Here is a 19,584-nt window from a genome sequence, read left to right as displayed (position 1 = left end):
CGCCCACCATCCGCCGTCAGGCCGGATCACCCTGCACCCCGGACCGGGCACCACCAGCGAAACCGGCCTCGCCCACGACCTTCTCGCCGCCCTGAGTAAACCGCCCCTGCTCCGGGGCCGCTTCCCCGGCGGCCGTCAGCCCGCCTGGGAAGCCGCCGCCTGGACGACGGCCCTGCCCATCACCCGGCTGACCGTCCTGCGCGCCCACCGCCTCACCACCCGCCGCGCGATGCGCCTCCTGCAGCTACAGGCCCTCACCGGTATCCACCTGACCTTGGTCTGCCACCGTCCCTACCTTCCCGCCGCTCTGAAGCAGGCCCTGCGGACGGCCGACTACTCCCTCACTGCCGACTTCGAGGCCGCCCGCCGCCACAACTACGGCACGCCTATCGCCGAACCCACGCCCGCAGACGAGCCCGACGGGCCGACCAGCCGGTGGCTCACCCTGCCCGCACTGGACCGTCTCATCTCCTACGACAGTCCCCGCCCCTGCACCGCCCCGTGCACGCCGCCTACGATCGCCTGGCGGCACCGCCCACCGCCCCCGCCTCTCACCGAGCACACCGCCCAGCGAGTCGCCCACCGCCTTCACGCGGCAACCGCACGTCCTCGCCTGGCCGCGGCCCTTGCCACCGCGCTGAGCACCGGCGCCTCCCTCCAGCAACTCCCCACCGCACGCTCCCGCGACTACGACGACACCGCAGCCGCCGTGGCCCTGCACGACCGCGCCCGCTACACCGACGGCTGCGCCGCCTACCCCGTACCCGACTGGGCGCGCGTCTTCTTGCGGGCCTCGGCCTGCTTCACCAGGCTCGTCTCCGGCGAGGATCAGGAGCTGCTCGCCGCGCCAGGAGACCGCGGGCACCTGCTACGCGTAGCGGAGACGGCCAGACTGCGCCCGCCATAGCCACCCGCGGCCCGCCGCCAAGGCCCCGTCGGCCGCATGGAATGAGATTGTCTCATCCTGAAGTCGCTGGTCACGGGTCTGGTGTGACCGGTGGCCGCGGTACTCGTCCCTGGTCGGCGGCGTGATCGCCACCAGGTGATCGCCTGCCACGGCGTGTTCGCCGGAACCAACCCGCCGCTGTTCGCGCGTGCTGCAAGCGCCCGAGCGGTCCTACGCGGCAAGCGGCCTGTTGCGGGAGCTGGATTCTGTTCGGCAGCGATGAGTTTCGCGGTGGTACCAGGTCTGTATGTCAGACCGCTTCATCGCATTCGAATCGGGAGGTATCGTGCGGCTTCTTCTCACATCCGCCGGCATCAAGAACGCGAGCATCCACGACGCGCTGGTCGACCTGCTGGGCAAACCGGTTGCCGAGGCCAACGCCCTGTGCATTCCTACCGCGGTGTATGCCATGCCCGGCGGTGTCGGTTCGGCATGGCGGTTCATCAGTGGACGATCCGTCATCTCCCTGTGTGAAGTGGGCTGGAAGTCGCTGGGGGTGCTGGAGCTCACCGCGCTGCCCAGCCTCGGCAAGGAGCTGTGGCTCCCCTGGGTCCGAGAGGCCGACGTCCTGCTGGCAGGTGGTGGCGATGCCCTGTATCTGTGTCACTGGATGCGGCAGTCCGGGCTGGCCGACCTGCTGCCGTCCCTACGCGAGACGGTCTATGTGGGAGCGAGCGCCGGGAGCATGGTGATGGCCCCCAGCGTCGGGAAGGACTTCAGCGAGTCCTACGTCTGGAAGCCGCCCACCGGTGGCGACGGTGCGCTGGGCATGGTCGATTTTTCGATCTTCCCACATCTGGACCACGAGAATCTCGCGGACAACTCCATGGCCAACGCGCAGAAGTGGGCCGCCGGGATCCCGCGACCGGGGTACGCGATCGACGACGAGACCGCCATCAAGGTGACCGACAGCAGCGTCGAAGTCGTCTCTGAGGGGCACTGGAAGCTGTTCGCCCCTTGAGCTGGGGATGGTGTGCTCGCGCTGGTTGCGGGCGTGATCAGTAGCAGGCGATCGTCCGTCGGGGGCGGATTCCGGGGTTCTCGGGCGACGGGGCTGGGCATTCCGTAGGTTCCGCGGCGGGAGGGAGGTGGATGACGGACGTGCTGACGTGGACGATCGAGCGGCGGATCGAGCTGGCGGATCGGGCCGAGCTGCTCCGCAAGGAACTGGCCGGGATTGAGTCGGAGGTGGCCCGGCTGGAGGCCGCTGAAGTGGTGTTCGGCCAGTGGGCCGAGGCCACGGACGGCGGGCGTCGACAGTCGAGGATCTTGGAGCCGGAGCCGGAGCCGGAGCCGGAGCCGGAGCCGGAGCCGGAGCCGGAGCCGGAGCCGGAGCGGGTGGTGGTCGGGCCGGGAGCCGGCGGGATGCGGCTGGTGCCGGACCGTGCCGAGGGCATGGGCGTGGAGGTCCTCACGCCCGAGTACCGGCGGATCGTGGAGATCGTGGCCGGCGCGGGCGGGCCGGTGATGGCCAAGGATGTCGCGATCGCCCTGGGCCGCGAGACGACGCCGGGCAAGGTCGAGCCGGTCCGTGGTCAGTTGCGTAAGTTGTCCGACCGGGGCCGGCTGGCGAGGACCGGGGCGGGCCGCTACCTGCCGCGCTGATCGATCGGGGCGGCGGCAGACCGGCCGGTTGTGGGCGTAACGCGACGGCCCGCAGCGGGAGTTGGAGTGTGTGTGAAGGCATCCCGCCCCTCCGAGGGCTCGCGTGACGCTGTCTATCAGGTTCGGCTTCCGGTGTCGAAGTCGACCATCACTCTCGTCGCCGACCTGATACGTGCCCGGCGCAGACAGCGGGGCACCCGCTGGCGGAAGGCGGACCCGGGTAACCAGGCGGTCATCGTGCTCGCCGTGCTCCGCCATGACCAGCGCCTGTCCGACATGGCCGGCGGCAACAACGTCTCCGCTTCCACCGTGCGTCGCTGGCTGCAGGAGGTCGTCGAACTGCTCGCCGCCCGGGCTCCGCGCCTGGACCGGGCGCTGAAAAAGATCGCCAGGATCGGCGGTTGTCGTGGTGCTGCTGGACGGCACTCTCGTCCGCACCCGCACCCGCCGCCGCACCGGGACGGACAACCGGAAGAATTGCAGCGGCAAACACAAGGCTCATAGCCTGCTATTTCTCGCCCTGACCGATGACAAGGCCAACCTGATCTGGATCTCGGCGGCGAAGCCCGGCCGCTCCAGCGAGACCACCACCGCCCGCCACAACAAGATCACCGGACACCTGCGGAAGGCCGGGCTCGCAGCCCTGGCCGACCTCGGCTTCGTCGGCCTCGATGACCACTCCGACGACGACCCGGTGATCATCACCGGCCGCAAGGCCACCCGCGGCCACCGCCTCACCAAGGCGGAGAAGGACGCGAACCGGCTGCTCAGCCGCGAACGCGCTGCGGTCGAGCACGGCTTCGCGAAAATACGTGTCGATTCGCTACACCGACCGGCTCGCCGCGGTCGGTGCCGCCGCGTCCGTCGGCTCGGTCGCGGATTCCACGTCGGCTCGGTCGCGGATTCCTATGACAACGCGATGGCCGAGGCGCTGAACGGCACGTTCAAGGCCGAGCTGATCGAGATGCAAGGCCCCTATACCGGCTTCGACCAGGTCGAGCGGGCGATTTTCCAGTGGGCCGCGTGGTACAACGAGGAACGGCTCCACTCCGCCCTCGACTACGTACCGCCCGCCGAGTGCGAACGCAACTGGTGGCGACAACAGGAACCGTTCCCGCAGTCCGCCTGAAACAAGATCACCGGACTCTACGAAACTCGGGACAGCTCAGGCTCTGCCACGTGGCGAGGGCGTGGTCTGGTTTCGTTTCGTGGTGGCGCTGGCGGGTCTCGTGGGGCGTGAGGTAGCCCCACTCGGGGTGCCTGCGCAGGCGCCTGCGGTTGTAGTCGGTCTCGATGACCCTGTTGCCCAATTCGCGTGAAGCCAGCGTGATCACGGGGCATGCGGCGTCCGGGGCCATGGGCGTGTTGTGCGACGGTTTCAAGGGCACGAGCTGGGTGTCCGGCCGCGGGGAACTGGGGGGTGCGGCGGTGTCGATGCGCTCGGACTCAGGAGCGGAGGTTCCCGCCCTGACGCGGGATGTGGCTCGCGCGGCGTTCCCCAAGGGCTGCCTGGCCATGAGGATCCGGGCCCGGCTGCTGGCGCATGGCATGGAAGCGAGGGTCCTGGACCTGCTGCTGGAGCGCCTCGCCGAGCTGGGGCTGGTCAGCTCCGGAGGGAGGCAGCGCACGGACTCGACACACGTGCTGGCCGCGGTCCGCAACCTCAACCGCCTGGATCCCGTACTGGGTGGATCGGGTGCACTGATCGCGCACGGGGCAGGGCGCGCAGGTGGCGGTCGCGAAGCGGATGCGGATCGCGTCCCGATCCACGGCGGTTGCTCGCCCCTTCTCATGTGCAGGCTAACGACCCATCAGGCATTGGCATTTCAAGGCAAGTTGCAGCACTCTGTTAGGTGTTCTGAGCGGGCGGCCATGGCCTTCCGCCCGTCGAGGGTCTGGGCAGGCCAGGCCGGTCTCGTTGAATCGGTGGGTCGTGTTCGGCACCGTGTCTTCGTCGGCGTGGAGCAACTGGTCAGTTACCGGTGCATGGTTTCCGTCGGCGGTCGCGAGCGGCGTTATTGCCTGCCGGTTGTGGACCGAGCTGGTACTGTCCCGGCGTATGATCTGCTGGGGTTTTCGCGCTTGTTGGTCGGTCGGTCTGCGTATCCGTACAGGTTCGGCCACCACGCCTGCAGCGGTCGGAGCGGACGTCTCCGCCCGTTGATCTGCTTCGGTCGCCGAGCGGCTGATCTTCCCGTCAGGGCACGAGGTCGGCGACCGCCGCGCATGGCGTCGGCTGCAACCGGCTTGCATGTCGGGCGGCCTCCACTTTGCTCACCGTGCACGCCTCATCGTCTCGGCCTGCCTTTTTGGCGCTGCTCCCGCCGGTCGGCCGGCGGGCGGAGCTGCTGTTGGGGTCGTGTTGTCGGGGGTGGCTGCAGGGGCTGTGCAGGCGTGGGGCGGGGCAGGGTCAGCGGGCGGGCCGGTGGTGGGGGTGGGTTGGGCTGAGGGTCGGAAGTGCCACAGGGCGAGCAGGCCTGCCAGGCCCAGCAGGGCAGCTTGGATGTCGAGGGTCAGTGGGAGGCCGAGGGGGCCGGCGAGTATGCCGGCGAGGATCATGCCGAGGGCCTGGAATCCGTCGAAGACGCTTTGGAAGCTGGCCAGGACCCGTCCGCGGGTGGCGTCGGAGGTGTGGATCTGGACGATGGCCATGCGGCCGGCGAAGACGCCGATGCCGGGCGCTCCCAGGACTGCGAACAGGACCACGTAGAAGCCGATGCTGGTGGTCAGGTAGGTGCTGTTCCAGGTGAGCGCGGTCATCGCGGAGAAGACCAGCAGGGCCCAGCCGAGGAGCCGGCTGGGGTCGGTGCGCCGGGCCAGGGTGCCGACCAGGGCGCCGCCCACCATGCCGCCCACTGCTTGGATGCCGCGCAGCAGGCCGGTCTCGCTCTCGCCGCCGCCCAGCCGTTCGGTCACGAAGACCACGAAGAGGACAGCGAACAGTCCCTGGGCCAGACCGATCAGGCCCACCGGCAGCACCATCAGCCGCAGCCCGCGCCGGTTTCTGATTTCGCGCAGGCCGTCCGCCCAGGCCCGCCAGACCCGCTCCTTGGCGGCGGCTGGTTGCTGTACGGGGAAGGGACGGGAGAGCAGCAGGACGGCCAGCAGGAAGGAGGCTGCGTCGATGAGCAGGATGCCGGGCAGGCCCAGTCCGGCGAGCACGAAGCCGCCGAGCGAGGCCCCCAGCAGCCGAGCCAGGTTGCCGTTGAGGCTGGTCAGCCCGTTGGCGGCGGAGATGTCGGCAGGCTCGACCAGTGAGGGCAGCAGCGCGTACTTGGCGGGCTGGAAGACCGTGGCGAGGGCGGCTTGGACGCAGGTGACCAGGTTGACCAGGTAGAGCTGGCCGGGACCGTCGACGGCGAGCAGCGGCAGCAGTGCGACGATCTGGAGCGTGCTGACGCCGACCATCAGGCGGCGTCGGTCCCAGCGGTCGGCGAGGACTCCGGCCACGGGGGACAGCGCCAGGCCGGGCAGCAGCTCCAGGATGAAGTTGGCTGCGGTGGCCGTGACCGAACCGGTGAGCTGGTACACGTACACCGGCATGGCGATCATGAACATCCAGTCGCCGATTTCCGAGACGAATCCGGCGGTCCACAGCCGCCGGAAACCCGGATTCGCCAGGGGGCCATTTGTTGGGAACCTCACCGGGAACCTCACCTTTTCCCTTTTTTCGCAGCCGCTCGCATGGCTCGCATTGCCGGAGCGTCCGATGGTGCCGGAGCCCGGGCCGGCTGCCAACTGCTCTGCTCAACCGGCCGTTTTGGACAGTTGAGCAGAGCAGTTGAACGCAGTTGAGCCGACAGGAATTCCACTTCTACCTTTCTTGCATGCTCCCTACGGATATCGATCTGCTGCGAATTATGGGACGGCCCACCCTGTCCGGCGATGGACGTCTGGCCGCCGTCAGTGTGACGGCACCCGACCTGGCCGCCGATGCCAACGCGACGGAGCTGTGGGTGGCCGCGACCGACGGGTCCGCACCGGCCCGCCGGCTCACCAAGGGCCCGTTCGACGGCGCCCCGGCGTTTTCTCCCGACGGGCGTTGGCTGGCCTTCCTGCGGCCGCTGCCCGGCGGCGGGCCCGCCCAGGTGCACCTGCTGCCCATGGACGGCGGTGACCCCTTCCCGGTGACGGATCTCCCGCTCGGTGCCGGCCGGCCGGTGTGGAGCCCGGACTCATCCCGGCTGGCATATACGGCACGAGTGCCCGAACCGGGCCGTTATCTGCCCGGCGTGCCTCCCGGGAGGGAGCGGCCGCGCCGGATCACCGACCTGCGCTACATGGCCGACGGCCAGGGCTTCACCTTCGACCGGCCGCGCCATGTCTTCGTCACCGACCCGTTTGCTTCGCTGCCGTTCACCCGCATCCCGGGCGCCGTCCAGGTCACCAGCGGCTCCTTCGACCACGACGAGGTGTCCTGGAGCCCGGACGGCACCCTGCTCACCTTCGTCTCCGGCCGGCACGACACGCACGCCGACGATCTGCGGCGGGATGTATGGGTCTGCGCCCCGGACGGCCGGGGTCTGCGTCCGCTCACCCATGGCGGCCTGGAGATGAGCTGTCCGCTGTTCTCTCCCGACGGAACGGTGGTGGTTTTTGCCGCGGAGACCCTCACTGAGGACAACCGGGCCGTGGGCGCCAGCAGTTACGGGCTGTGGTCGGTGCCCGCGGACGGCTCCGCAGAGCCGGTACGGCTGACCGACCCGGAGCCGTATCACCTGAGCTTTTCGTCGCTGATGATTCAGCCGGCCCGGGACGGCGTGTACTTCGCCAACGACTGGCACGGTGAGGTGCACCTGATCCTGGTGCCCTACGACGGCGGCGAGGCGAAACCGGTTATCACCGGCCGCCGCCAGGTCAATGGTTTCGCGGTGGCGGAAAGCGCCGACGGCGTGACCGTGGCCGCCGTGATGTCCAGTGCCGACAGCGCCGGCGACCTCATGGTGCTGCACGAGGGGGTAGAACGGGAGCTCACCTCCTTCGGAGCTGACCTGCGGGCCCGCGCGAACCTACGGCCGGTGCAGGAGTTCGCCGCGTACGCCCCGGACGGCTACGAGCTCCAGGGCTGGCTGGTCCGCCCGGCTGGGCCCGGCCCGCACCCGGTGTTGCTCCAGATCAAGGGGGGCCCGTACACGCAATGGGGCTATACGCTCAACGGCCCCGCCTCCTTCGAGGAGGCGCAGGTCTACGCGGCGGCCGGCTACGCGGTGGTGCTCGGCAACCCGCGCGGCACCTCCGGCTACGGGCAGGCGCACGGCCGGTGGGCCGCCGACGACCTGGCCTTCAAGACCGCTCCCGACCTGCTGGCTCTGCTGGATGCCGCGTTGCAGGAACCGGACCTGGACTCCCGGCGGGTGGGGGTGCAGGGCGGCTCCTTCGGTGGCTACATGTCCGCCTGGCTGGCGGCCCACCACGGCGAGCGGTTCCGGGCGGCGATGGGCGAGCGTGGCTGCTACGCCATCGACAGCCACTTCGGTTCGGCGGATGACGGGGTCAACAACTCGATCGCACTGTACGGGGCGGATCCGAAGCGGTGGTCGGAGATCAGCCCGATCACCTACGTCGACCAGATCGAGATCCCGATGATGTTCATCCAGTCCGAGGAGGACCGGCACACACCGATGGAACAGGCGCAGCGGATGTTCGTGGCGCTGAAGATGCGAGGTGTCCCGGTCGAAATGCTGCTGTTCCCCGGCGAGGGGCACGACATGTCCCGCACCGGTCTGCCCAGCCACCGCGTCGCCCGCTACGAGGCGATTCTCGGCTGGTGGTCCCGCTACATGACCGAGGAGGACGACCGTGCCGCACTCTGAACCCCGTCCGCGTCCGCACGCGGAACCGGATCCCGCCGTCGAATACATCCTTTCCACCTACCTGACGCCGCCCGGCGAACGGGCTGTCATCTCCCCGCGCCACGACCACAACATGTCCCTGTGGCGGCGCAGCCCCGGCTCCGTGGAACTGGTACGGCACTGGGAGCTGGAGCGGATCAGCGGGCAGAAGCACCACTCGTGGCCCCTCTACACCCCTGAGCGGGCCGAGGCTTTCCTCAGCCATCTGCTGGCCGGTGAGGGGCTGACCCTCGCCGACGTCTCGGTGAGCTGGGGCACTCCGGGCCTGCCCGGGTACGCGCCGCTGCCGGTGCCCGAGGGCGCCGAGGCACTGCCGGTGCACAGCCTGGCGCACCTGTTCAGCGGACTGCTGCTGGACACCCGCTTGTTCAAGGAGGCGAACATCATCGCGATGGCGGTGGACGCCGCCCCCGACCTGGTTCTGGAGCGGGAACTGCCGCCCGCCTACTATGCCGGCTGCGTATCAGTGCGCGGCACGCTGCAGTTCACCTCGGTCGAGTCGCCCGCCCCGCTGTATCACGCGGCTGATCGGCTGCTGGGCAAGGAGCCGGGCACTTTGATGGCACTGGCCTCGGCCTGCGACACGGCGATCGTCTTCGACGCCGCGGCCGAGATCGCGCAGGTCAGCCTTCCGGGCGGCCATGTGCAGCCCTGGGCGGCGGCTTTCGGCCTGGTGAAGCGGGTGTTGGCCGAGGCGGGGCGGCAGCTCGGCGGGTCGGCCCCGGACGCCCGGTTCACCGCCGAGGAGAACCTGCACAGCGCCGTGATGAAGGTGGTGCAGGAGTGCTGCGAGCTGATCACCGTCCGCACCATCGAGAAGCTGTGCGCGCTGGGCGGGGTACGGCCCGAGGACTGCTACCTGTCCATCAGCGGCGGTTTCGCACTCAACGTGCAGGCCAACACGCACATGCTCGACCGATTCGGCTTCCGCGGCCTGCTGACCCCGCCCTGCGCCAATGACTCCGGGGTGGCGCTCGGCCTCGGCCTGCTCGGCCTGTACGGCACGGGCGCCTTCGACGAGGCGGATCTGCGTATCGCCACCGCCTACCAGGGCAACGAACTGCGCACAGCCGACGTGGACGCGGCGCTCACGGCGTTCGCCCCGTACGTCGAGGAGGTGTCCGCCTTCACGCCGGAGCAGTTCGCCGAAGACCTCGCCGACGACGTGCTGGTCTGGGCCGACGGGGCGGCCGAGATGGGGCCGCGGGCCCTGGGCCACCGCAGCCTGCTCGGCGATCCGCGTTCGGAGAAGACCAAGGACCGGCTCAACGAGTACAAGCAGCGTCAGTGGTGGCGGCCGGTCGCCCCGATCGTGCTGGCCGAGTACGCGCACGAGTGGTTCGAGCAGGACCGGCCCTCCCCTTACATGCTGGAGGCCGCCCGGGTCCGCACGGAGGTCAGGGAGCAGGTGCCGGCCGTGCTGCACCTGGATGGGACAGCCCGCCACCAGACCCTCACCGCCGAGGACAATCCGCTGCTGCACCGGGCGATCGAGGGCTTTTGGGCAGCCACCGGAGTGCCCATCGTGTGCAACACCTCCCTCAACGACAAGGCAGAGCCCATCGTGGACACCGCCGCCGAGGCGTTGAACTTCGCGGTCCGCAAGGGCATCCGGATCGCCTACTTGACCGGGCGGCGTGTGGTGCTGCGCACGGCGGACCGCCCCGACGCTTCGCTGCCCACCGGACCGCACCCCAGGGCCACGGCCTTCTTCGCCGGGCAGGAGGCCGACCGCGACGCGATCTGGCGTTCCTGGCTTCAGCGGGGCCACACCGAGGCCGGCATGCTGCTGCTGACCGGCACCCCGCAGCTCCTGGCCGACCCGCAGACCTGGACACCCAACCGGGTCCGGCTGCTGGCCGAGCGTCTGGCGGCCAAGGATCCCGCCTTCGAGCAGAACCTGGACCAGTTCCGCCGCGACCACGGCCCCGGGACGGTCTTCGGCGACGCGCCCGCCCTCCGTCACTGACCCCTGCTCCCGGACGAACCGGGCCACCTGGAATGGAATTTCGGCATGACGAGCCACACATTCGCCGACCTGGTCGGCGACGAAAAAGAATTCTTCGCCGAGTACTTCAACAAGAAGCCGCTGCTGCGCAAGGGTGCACTGAAGGACCCCCAAGGGATCCTTTCGCTGCGCCGGCTGGACGAGCTCGTCCAGCTGGAGGTCATCCGCCCGCCCTATCTGCGGGCCAACCTCAAGGGCGCCGGAGTCCCCGACCAGGGATTCACCCAGACCGTCACCGTCCAGGGCACCGACCTCACCGACGCCATCGTGCCGGAGAAGGTGTATGAGTTGTTCCGGGCCGGCGCCACCATCGTGTGGAGTTCCCTCAACCACCTGGACTCCTCGCTGCGTTCCTTCACCCGGGTCATCAGCGACCGGTTCGGCGCCAAGACCGACTGCGTGGCCTTCTTGACCCCGGCGGGCAAACAGGGCTTCTCCCCGCACCACGACCCGGTGGACCTGTTCATCGTGCAGACGGAGGGCACCAAGCGGTGGCGGCTGTGGAACCCGGCCGAGGTTCGCAAGGGCGAGGCCGCCTCGTACACCGCCGAGCAGCTCGGCGAGCCGGTGATCGACGTGCTCCTGGAGCCGGGCGACGTGCTCTACCTGCCCTACGACACGCCGCACGCGGCGGCGGCCGAGGAACTGGCCTCGGTGCACCTGTCCATCATGGTCCGCCCGCGGATGTGGAAGGACCTGCTCAAGCAGACCTTCGAGGAACTGGTCCGCGAACCGCAGTTCAACGAGTTCCCCTTCATCGGCGCGGACCGGGAGGCCGGCACCGAGGCCCTGTTCGCACAGAAGCTGCGGGCGGTGGCCGAGCGACTGACCGCGGTGGCGCCGGGCTCGGAGCTTGACCGGCTGGCGGAGCTGGGCCGGCGGATGCCGGGCAACTCGGCCGGGCACACCTTCCTCAGCACCGCACGGCTGGATGCCCTGGAGGCGGACGCCCCGATGCGGCGCACCGATGCGGTGGTGGAGTTCGGCACGCCCGCCGACGGACGGGTTCAGCTCACCGTCAACGGCCACCGGATCGCCGTACCGGCACCGGTGGCCGACATCCTGGCAGGCATGGCAGCGGGCCAGGAGACGGCCGCCGCCGACGTCTTCCCGGGGGTGGCCGCCGAGCGTGCGACCCGGATGGCGCAGGGCCTGGCGCGGATCGGTCTGCTCGAGGCCGCTGCGTGAGCCGCCCGACAGGGTGAGGCCATGACCGTCGAACGGATCCCCCCGCCCACCATCGCCGACGAGCGCAGGATGCTCCGCTGCCACCTGGACTTCCACCGCCAGACGCTGGAGCTGAAATGCGCCGGCCTGAGCGACGTCCAACTGCGCATCCGGTCCGTGGCACCGTCCACCCTGTCCCTGCTGGGCCTGGTCCGGCACATGGCCGAGGTGGAACGAGCCTGGTTCCGCCGGGTCGTCGGCGCAGAGCACGACCTGCCGCTGGTGTGGTCCGAAAACGTCGACTTCCAGGCGGCGTACGAGACCAAGGACGCAAAGGTGTCCGAGGCCTTCGCTGCCTGGCGGGCCGAGGTCGAGCACGCCCGGCGTGTCGAAAGGGCCGCCGACTCCCTCGAGCTGGTGGTGCGCGAACACCGGCGCGGCGTCGACGTCTCGCTCCGCTGGGTGATGCTGCACATGATCCACGAATACGCCCGGCACAACGGGCACGCCGACTTCCTGCGCGAGTGCATCGACGGCACCACCGGCGTCTGAATTCGTCCGGGCAGAAAACCCGGAACCGGCCGCGTCCCACCACTTCACCAGTGGGGGAACGCGGCCCTTTTTCGTTCCACGCTCGGATTCCGGCCTGTTCAACCGTTCGCACAATTCCGGTTGAACACCACAGCAACTCATTGACCTAACTCCCGGCCACACGGCACTATTTCATCAACGCCGAGAACAACTCGGCAAAAGAAAAAGGGAGTTGATTGTCATGGAGAACACCTTCGACGACATCGAGTTCATCGAGACCTCCGCTGAGCTGCTGGCCACCGCGTACCACGTCAACATCCAGTAATTGCCGGTATCGGCAGAGGGGCGGCTTCGGCTGCCCCTCTGGCCGCATCTACATCCCTCGGGAGGACGAGACCCGTGAAGGACTGGACCCTCGAAGAGCTGGTGGGCGACACCACAAGCTTCTTCTCCCAGCACTTCGGCGAGCGGCCGCTGCTGCGCCGCGGAGCGCTCGACGCCTCCCGCGCACGGGAACTGCTGTCGGTACGCCGGCTCGATGATCTCGTCGCCATGGAAGCCGTCCGGCCCGCCTACCTGCGGGTGGCCAGAAACGGCCAGGGCGTGTCCAGCAAGGCCTACACCCGTGTCGTGAGCGAACCAGGAACCGCGCTCACCGAGACGGTGGTGCCCGAACAGGTCTACGAGCTGTTCCGCTCCGGCGGCACGGTGACCTGGAACTACCTGCACCACTTCCTGCCGTCCGCTCGCCACCTGGTGGAGGCCTTCACCCGCGCCTTCGCCGCCCCCGTGGACACGGTGGCCTTCCTGACCCCGGCCGGCCGTGACGGGTACGCTGCGCACCACGACCCGGTGGACGTGTTCGTTGTCCAGACCGAGGGCACCAAGGACTGGCGGATCTGGCAGCCGCCGGCCGGGCGTCGCAGCGACAGCATCACCTACAGCGCCGAACAGCTCGGCGAGCCCACGCTCCAGACCACCTTGCACCCCGGCGACGTGCTGTACCTGCCGTACGGCACCCCGCACGCCGCCGCCGCGGGTGAGCAGGTCTCCCTGCACGTGTCGGTCACCGTCGCGCTCCGCGGCTGGCGCGACCTGCTGCGCGAGACGGTGGACACGCTGGTGGCCGACGAGGCCTTCGACGGATTCCCTCATCTGGGCGGCGACAACCCGGAACAGGCCGCAGCCGCGCTCACCGAGATGATCGCTCTGCTGCGCGATCGACTGGCAGCGCTCGCCCCCGCCGCGGAGACGGTACGGCTGGCCGATGCCGGCCGAAACCATGGTGGCGCCGGACGGACCCGCGAGTTCCAACGACTGGCCGAGCTCGCCCAACTCACCCCCGAGGCCCCGCTGCGGCGCAGCTCTGTCCCCGTCGAGATCGGCCCGAGCGATGGCGGCCGGACCCGTCTGTCGGTCAACGGCCACACGCTGGCCGTACCGGACGGGATAGCCCGTACCCTGCGCCGACTGGAGACGGGCGGCTCAGTTGCAGCAGGCGAACTGCTCAAGGACGCCGCCGTAACACGCTCGGTCCGCGCGGCCGAGTCCCTGACCCGCCTCGGCGTCCTGGAACCGGCCGCCGCCCCCGCGAAGAGCACGGCCCGATGACCACCTCCGCCGTGCACACAGCCATCGACGCCGGACTCGACACCGAACTCGACCAGTCCGTGCGGCCGCAGGACGACTTCTACCGGTACACGGCAGGACGCTGGACGGACGGGTTCGTACTGCCCGGGCACCGGGCCGAGGCGACCATGCTGTCGCTGCTGGCCGAACAGGTGCAGGACGAGGTCGCCGCCATGATCTCCAGCCCCGGCCAGGACGCCGACGGCTGCCGCATCGCCGACCTGTACACGAGCTTCATGGACGAGCGGCGGATCGAAGAGCTGGGCGCATCGGCCCTGACCGGGGACCTGGAGCAGATCCGTCGCGCCCCCGACCGGCAGGCGCTCGCCCGGGTGCTGGGCCGGCTGCAGGCACAGGGCATCACCGGCGCCGTCGATCTGCGCGTCGCCGCCGACACGCGGGGATACCTGCTGGAACTTTCTCCATCCGGCCTCGGCCTGCCTTCCGCCTTGCTGTACCGCGAGGCGCGCAGCGAGCGCCTGCGCGAGCGGTACTTCGTCCATGTGGCGACGATGCTCTCCCTCGCCGGGCTGCCCGATGCCGAAACGGCCGCGTCCCGCGTCCTGCGGGCCGAGACGGCGCTGTCCGGCGGGCACGCACCGCCGGACAGCACCTCTCGCGCCGCGGCGCGGACATGCCCGGCCACCGCCGCCGAACTGGCCGGGCGAAACCACGGATTTGCCTGGTCCGCCTGGCTGGAGGAACTCGGCCAGGTGCCGGGCGCGGCCCGGGTGCGGCTGCGCCCGAACGGCTTCCTGCCTGCCCTGGAGCACTGGTGGGCCACCACCTCGCTCGACTCCCTGCGGCTCTGGCTCGCCTGGCGGTACGTCCACGAGATGGCCCCGTTCGGTTCGCGCAGGGTCTTCACCGAGCACTTCAACTTCTACTGGCGGGACCTGACCGGTGCCCGCTGGCCCTGGCCACGCCGGCTGCGGGCCACCGCGTTCGTCCAGACCGCGGCGGGCGACCTGGTGGGCGAGCGGTACCTGCGCGCCCACCTGGACCCACACACCCGCGCCCGTGCCGCGGACCTGGTGACCCGCATGGCCGGTACCTACCGCGACAGTCTGAAGCAGGCCGGGTGGATGCGGCCCGACACCCGCCGGGCGGCTGTGGCCCTGCTGGACTCCATGCGGTTCGAGATCGGCGGTCCGAGCGGTGCGACCGACCCCGTGCCGCTGGTCACCGACCCGGGCGACCTCATCGGCAACGTCAAGCGAGGCCGGGCGCGGCAACTGGCCCGTCAGCTCAGCCGGCTGGTGGGCCCGCTGGACCACTCGGAGTGGCGGGTGCTGCCGCAGGCGGTCACGGCGTACTACCGACACGGGCTGAACCAGGTGGTGGTCCCGGCCGGGCTGCTGCGACCGCCGGTGTTCACCGCGGGCGGTGATCCAGCCCGTGACCACGCGGTGCTCGGCTCGATCGTCTGCCACGAGATGTCGCACGCCCTCGTGCGCGCCTGGAGGACGGGCGCGGACCACGCCGAGTTCGACCGCAGGACCGCACCGCTGGTGGTCCAGTACGACCGCTACGCACCCGAGGGATCACACGGGCGGCGGGTGAGCGGGGCGCGCACGCTGGACGAGAACATCGCCGACATCACCGGGCTGGCCGTCGCGCAGGCCGCGTTCGCCGACCACCTCACGGCCTGCGGCACCACCGGTGCCGAGCGACAGCACCAGATGCGCCGGTTCTTCCTCCTGTGGGCGACGATGTGGCGGGGCAAGCGCACCCCGGAGCGGACACGCGAACGCCTGGAGAACGACCCCCACGCTCCGCCCCAGTTCCGCTGCAACGGCGTCCTCGGTCACATCCCCGCCTTCTACGAGGCCTTCGGGGTGCGCGAGGGCGACGGCATGCACATCCGGCAGGCAGACCGGTTCTCGCTGATAGCCGTGGAGGGGAACTGACATGAGTGTTGTGGGCCCACCATCGTGCCGCCCCGGGCCCGGCAGCTGCGCCGGTCGGCCCGATCGCCCGGTCCACGGCGAAGTCGCAGCAGGTGCCACCGCACCACCGCGACCACGGCCAGGCACCCACCGTGACCGACAGGCCGCCACCGGCCCCACAAGGACTGCAGAAGGGATTCTCCCGTGATGAGCGACCAGGTCCTGGAGCGCGACGGGCAGCTCACGCTGGACATCGACCCGGACCGGTTGCTGCAGCGCATCGCCGAGCTGGCACGGATCGGCGCGGACGGGACAACGGGCGGGATCACCCGAGAGGGATTCGGTGTCGCCGACCGCCAGGCGCGGGCGTACCTGATGCAGCAGTCCCGGGCAGCGGGGCTCGTCGCGTCGGTGGACGCAGCCGGGAACATCGTGATCCGCTCTGGTGCCGCCGGTGAGGGCGGCGACCAAGTGCTGATGATGGGCTCGCACCTGGATACCGTCGTCAACGGCGGCCGACTGGACGGCGCGTACGGGGTGCTGGCCGCCCTGGAGGTGCTGCAGACGTTCACCGAGTCCGGACTGAAACCGGTGCACGAGCCGGTCGCGGTGGCCTTCGCCAATGAGGAGGGGGCACTGTTCCCACAGCCATTCTGGGGTTCGATGGCGATCGCCGGCAGGCTGGCCTCGCTGCCGCAGGATCCGTGCGACCACCACGGACGGCCGTTGCGTGAGGCACTGCGGCTGGCGGGCGGCGACCTGAACGCGCTGGGCAGCGCCGGCTGGCCGGCCGGCTCGATCGCCGCGTACCTCGAACTCCACGTGGAGCAGGGGCCGGTGCTGGAGCGCAGCGGCAACCGGATCGGCGTGGTGGAGGCGATCACCGGCCGTACCGTGCTGACCGTGGAGGTGCGCGGCACTGCCGGGCACTCGGGAACCAGCCCGATGAAAGGCCGGCAGGACGCGATGACGGCAGCGGCGCGGATAGTCCTGGCGGCCGAGCACCTGGCACGGGAGCGCCGGCTGTGCCGCGTGATGACGGTCGGCAGAGTTGACCCGTACCCCAACACCCCGAACACCATCGCGGGCACTGTGCGCCTGACGGTGGACCTGCGGGACACGGCCGTGTGGAAAATGGCAGACGCCGAGGAGGCGCTGCGCCGCATGCTGCGGGCGATCGAGGTCTCCACCGGCGCCGAGATCGAGGTGGTCGCCGAGACCCGGTCGGACCCGGTGTCCACCAGCCCGACGTTGTGCGCGGCGATCGAGGCAAGCGCGGACGGGCTGGGCCTGCCGCACGAGAGGCTGCCCAGTGGAGCGGGCCATGACGCTCAGGTCGTCGCAGACATCGCACCGATCGGAATGATCTTCGTTCCGAGTCTGGGCGGGATCAGCCATGTGCCCCAGGAGGACACCGCGCCGGACGACCTGGTCGCCGGAGCACGGGTCCTGCTGCGCACTGCACTGCAGGTGGCCTGCACGGATCGCAAACCGCTGACCGGACACGGCCAGCCAGTCGACTGAGAAATCGAGGAGCCATGCAGACGCTGGTCACCACCAATGAGCGGATCGCGGTCTTCTGCGGTGCCCGCCCAGGGGCCCGCCAGGACCATGTGGCGTACGCCTACGAGTTCGGGCGGGCGCTCGCGCGTCGCGACCGGGACCTGGTGTACGGAGCCGGCGGAGTGGGCGTGATGGGTGCGGTTGCCGACGGTGTGCTGGCGGGCGGTGGCGCAGTCACCGGCGTGCTGCCGCGCAGCCTGCACGAGCGTGAGCGGGCCGACCAGGCACGCGGCACGATTTTCGTGGTGCGGTCCATGCACGAGCGCAAGGCACTGATGTACAAGCTCTCCTCCGGCTTCGCGGTACTGCCTGGCGGGATCGGCACGCTGGACGAACTGATGGAAGTGGCCACATGGAACCAGCTCTCCTTGATGGAGAAGCCGGTCGTGGTGGTCAACCACCAGGGCTTTTACGACCCGATGCTCACGATGCTGGATCACCTGGTGACCGAGGGCTTTCTGACCGCGCGAGAGCGGAACCTGGTTTGCAGCGCGGAGACCACCGAACAGGCCCTGGACCTGCTGGGCGCGCCCGAACAGGCCGTACTGGCCTCGACGTGAAACCGGCGCCGGGGCCACGGCCGGCCGCCGCCCCGCTACAGCGGAGTGGACGGCAGATAGCCGCGCTGAACGGCGTGCACCCCGGCCTGGAATCGGCTGTCGGCGTCAAGGACGTCCATCAGACCGGAGGCGATCCTGCGTGCGGTACGCGGCGAAACACCGAGCCGGTTGGCGATCGCCTCGTCGGTGAGGCCCTGGGCGAGCAGCCGCAGGGCTTCGGCCTGCTGCCGGTTCAAGGCGCCCGGAGTCGGACGAGCCTGACGGACCACCGGTTCCGCGGACTGCCACACGCTTTCGAACAAGGCGTGCAAGGTGGTCACCGCGCCCTGGGAAGTGAGCTGCATGGCCCCGGCCGCGGTGTTCTCCGTATGGGCGGCGATGATGGCAGCCTTGCGGTCATAGATGATCATCCGGTTGGGCAGCGACGGCACGGTACGGACCTGGCAACCGTGTTCGGTGAGCCAGTGCACGTACTTCATGGTGTCGGTACAGCTCCGGATGGAGTCGAGGTAGACGGTGCGCATCTGCACGCCACGCTCCAGCAGTTGCTGGTTGAGCGGTCGGGAAGCACTCATGTTGGCCTGGGTCTGCGGGCCCCCGGGAGCGAAGGTGAGCAGTTCGCGGACGACCTGTTCGCGCAGAACGGCGAGGTGGTCGCGGATGGAGTCGATGCCCTCCAGGTAGCGCACACCCGCCTCGGCGCTGCCGGCGTCGGCACGCCGGTCGTCGTACTCCAGGATGAGTTGCGCGGCGGCGGCCCGACTGGCCTCCAGCCGCTGCTTTTGAGAGGCAAGTTCGGCCTGCTGGCGGGCGAGCAGTATCTCCATGCCGACGTGCGGACTGACCGCGTGGAGCTGTCCGGGATCCTCCGTGGAGGGACGTACCAGTGCCATCTCGCTGAGCCGGTCGAGTGCGTCGCGAATCTCTTTCTCGGTCAGCTTCAGCCGGTCGCACAAATCGTCGACATCCTGCGGTCTGTCCAGAATCCCGCGGTACACGGATTCAGCCACCGCATCGAGGCCGAGTAAGTTAAGCATCCAAGCCTCTCCGGATCATGAAACCTATGCATGATTCATCCGACGATACGACCGGACCCGGGTCGGGATCAATACGGCTTCCGAAAACGTGTCCGAAACCAGGTACCGCAGATCCTATATGCGGATGTAAAAAGGTCTTTCCATGTATCTCGTCCACGTCCATCTCCGCGCACCACTCTCCGGAGGCCGGCTGCCGCAGAGCACAGCGGCGGACATCACCCGTCATGTGTCAGGGCGCGAGGGCCTGATCCATGTCAGTGTGCACCCCGACCCGGAGAACCGCCCGGTCGTCGGGCTCTACCTGCGGGCCGCCTCCCTGGCAGAGGCCGAGACCGCCGCCGAACGGCTGTGGCAGCTGGTCCAGGCGACACTCCGGCCGCTGTCGGCGTGGGAGCTGGTGCGAGCAGAAGTCCCGCTGCTGCCCAACGACCCATGGAGCACGAATCCACCGCCCCTGTAGAGCACTTGGCAGATTGTTGACCAACGGAACACCCAGTCTTGAGCGCACCTGGACTGAGTATGCCACGGCCGGTTTGCCTACCCGAGAACCCCTTTTCCGCAGGTCGGGGCGTTGCGCAGACTCTTGGGCATCACCGAACCCAACGGGCGGAAAGGCAGAGACAACATGTCTTTGGAGTTCTCTCGCAGCATGATCCGTGGAGCGGCCATGGCCGGGGTCCTCATCTTCACCACTGTGCTCGGACAGACCGCCGCGTACGCCGACACGGACACCGGGACCACTCCCGCGCCGCCCGCCGCCGAACAGACCACTGACGACCTCGGCTGGCAGTGACACC

17 protein-coding genes are annotated in these 19,584 nt (G+C 69.5%); 15 read left to right on the top strand and 2 right to left on the bottom strand.

Annotated elements, in window-relative coordinates; all coding sequences use genetic code 11:
• Positions 1–229 precede the first annotated feature (229 nt).
• From IPT68_RS00275 to IPT68_RS00255, 5 genes are all read left to right on the top strand, one after another.
• On the top strand, positions 230–907 hold the full coding sequence (locus IPT68_RS00275; RefSeq protein ID WP_228040103.1) for a hypothetical protein: 678 nt from the start codon (positions 230–232) through the stop codon (positions 905–907).
• A gap of 286 nt (positions 908–1,193) precedes the next feature.
• Positions 1,194–1,907 (top strand): Type 1 glutamine amidotransferase-like domain-containing protein, encoded by a 714-nt coding sequence (locus tag IPT68_RS00270; RefSeq protein WP_308438845.1) that lies wholly within the window; start codon positions 1,194–1,196, stop codon positions 1,905–1,907.
• A gap of 131 nt (positions 1,908–2,038) precedes the next feature.
• The gene (locus IPT68_RS00265) at positions 2,039–2,551 is read left to right on the top strand and encodes a hypothetical protein (RefSeq protein ID WP_189702141.1); all 513 of its coding nucleotides are present in this window, start codon (positions 2,039–2,041) and stop codon (positions 2,549–2,551) included.
• A gap of 72 nt (positions 2,552–2,623) precedes the next feature.
• Positions 2,624–3,055: a helix-turn-helix domain-containing protein gene (locus tag IPT68_RS00260; RefSeq protein ID WP_194074039.1), complete on the top strand. Its 432-nt coding sequence runs from the start codon at positions 2,624–2,626 to the stop codon at positions 3,053–3,055.
• Complete coding sequence (locus IPT68_RS00255; protein WP_189702143.1) at positions 2,958–3,680, top strand: transposase family protein; 723 nt, start codon at positions 2,958–2,960, stop codon at positions 3,678–3,680. The genes IPT68_RS00260 and IPT68_RS00255 overlap by 98 nt, the downstream gene beginning before the upstream one ends.
• Positions 3,681–4,825: 1,145 nt before the next feature.
• Here the strand turns inward: IPT68_RS00255 and IPT68_RS00250 are convergent.
• The gene (locus IPT68_RS00250; protein ID WP_189702144.1) at positions 4,826–6,196 is read right to left on the bottom strand and encodes an MFS transporter; all 1,371 of its coding nucleotides are present in this window, start codon (positions 6,194–6,196) and stop codon (positions 4,826–4,828) included.
• A gap of 182 nt (positions 6,197–6,378) precedes the next feature.
• Between IPT68_RS00250 and IPT68_RS00245 the strand changes: the two genes are divergently transcribed.
• From IPT68_RS00245 to IPT68_RS00210, 8 genes are all read left to right on the top strand, one after another.
• Positions 6,379–8,364: a S9 family peptidase gene (locus tag IPT68_RS00245; protein ID WP_189702145.1), complete on the top strand. Its 1,986-nt coding sequence runs from the start codon at positions 6,379–6,381 to the stop codon at positions 8,362–8,364.
• Positions 8,351–10,372 (top strand): carbamoyltransferase C-terminal domain-containing protein, encoded by a 2,022-nt coding sequence (locus tag IPT68_RS00240; protein ID WP_189702146.1) that lies wholly within the window; start codon positions 8,351–8,353, stop codon positions 10,370–10,372. The genes IPT68_RS00245 and IPT68_RS00240 overlap by 14 nt, the downstream gene beginning before the upstream one ends.
• Before the next feature lie 45 nt (positions 10,373–10,417).
• On the top strand, positions 10,418–11,599 hold the full coding sequence (locus IPT68_RS00235) for a cupin domain-containing protein (protein WP_189702147.1): 1,182 nt from the start codon (positions 10,418–10,420) through the stop codon (positions 11,597–11,599).
• A gap of 21 nt (positions 11,600–11,620) precedes the next feature.
• Entirely contained in the window at positions 11,621–12,130 is a 510-nt protein-coding gene (locus IPT68_RS00230) for a DinB family protein (RefSeq protein ID WP_189702148.1), read from the top strand.
• Positions 12,131–12,508: 378 nt separating this feature from the next.
• Entirely contained in the window at positions 12,509–13,720 is a 1,212-nt protein-coding gene (locus IPT68_RS00225; RefSeq protein WP_189702149.1) for a cupin domain-containing protein, read from the top strand.
• Complete coding sequence (locus tag IPT68_RS00220; protein WP_189702150.1) at positions 13,717–15,648, top strand: M13-type metalloendopeptidase; 1,932 nt, start codon at positions 13,717–13,719, stop codon at positions 15,646–15,648. The genes IPT68_RS00225 and IPT68_RS00220 overlap by 4 nt, the downstream gene beginning before the upstream one ends.
• Before the next feature lie 186 nt (positions 15,649–15,834).
• Positions 15,835–17,151: a Zn-dependent hydrolase gene (locus IPT68_RS00215; protein ID WP_189702151.1), complete on the top strand. Its 1,317-nt coding sequence runs from the start codon at positions 15,835–15,837 to the stop codon at positions 17,149–17,151.
• 14 nt (positions 17,152–17,165) lie between these two features.
• Positions 17,166–17,750 carry an LOG family protein gene (locus tag IPT68_RS00210; RefSeq protein WP_189702152.1) on the top strand — a complete coding sequence of 195 codons (585 nt, stop codon included), beginning with the start codon at positions 17,166–17,168 and terminating at the stop codon, positions 17,748–17,750.
• 35 nt (positions 17,751–17,785) lie between these two features.
• On the opposite strand, the gene IPT68_RS00205 is transcribed toward IPT68_RS00210, so the two are convergent.
• On the bottom strand, positions 17,786–18,787 hold the full coding sequence (locus tag IPT68_RS00205) for a helix-turn-helix transcriptional regulator (protein ID WP_189702153.1): 1,002 nt from the start codon (positions 18,785–18,787) through the stop codon (positions 17,786–17,788).
• A 142-nt stretch (positions 18,788–18,929) separates the two neighbouring features.
• Between IPT68_RS00205 and IPT68_RS00200 the strand changes: the two genes are divergently transcribed.
• Together IPT68_RS00200 and IPT68_RS00195 are read left to right on the top strand one after the other, a co-directional pair.
• A complete protein-coding gene (locus tag IPT68_RS00200) occupies positions 18,930–19,247 on the top strand; it encodes a hypothetical protein (protein WP_189702154.1) in 318 nt (105 codons plus the stop codon).
• A 189-nt stretch (positions 19,248–19,436) separates the two neighbouring features.
• Positions 19,437–19,580: a hypothetical protein gene (locus tag IPT68_RS00195; RefSeq protein ID WP_189702155.1), complete on the top strand. Its 144-nt coding sequence runs from the start codon at positions 19,437–19,439 to the stop codon at positions 19,578–19,580.
• Positions 19,581–19,584: the final 4 nt, after the last annotated feature.

The organism is Streptomyces chromofuscus (assembly GCF_015160875.1).
Lineage (GTDB): Bacteria > Actinomycetota > Actinomycetes > Streptomycetales > Streptomycetaceae > Streptomyces > Streptomyces chromofuscus.
Note: the sequence above shows the minus strand (reverse complement) of the source record. Positions and strands in the feature narration are given on the sequence as shown.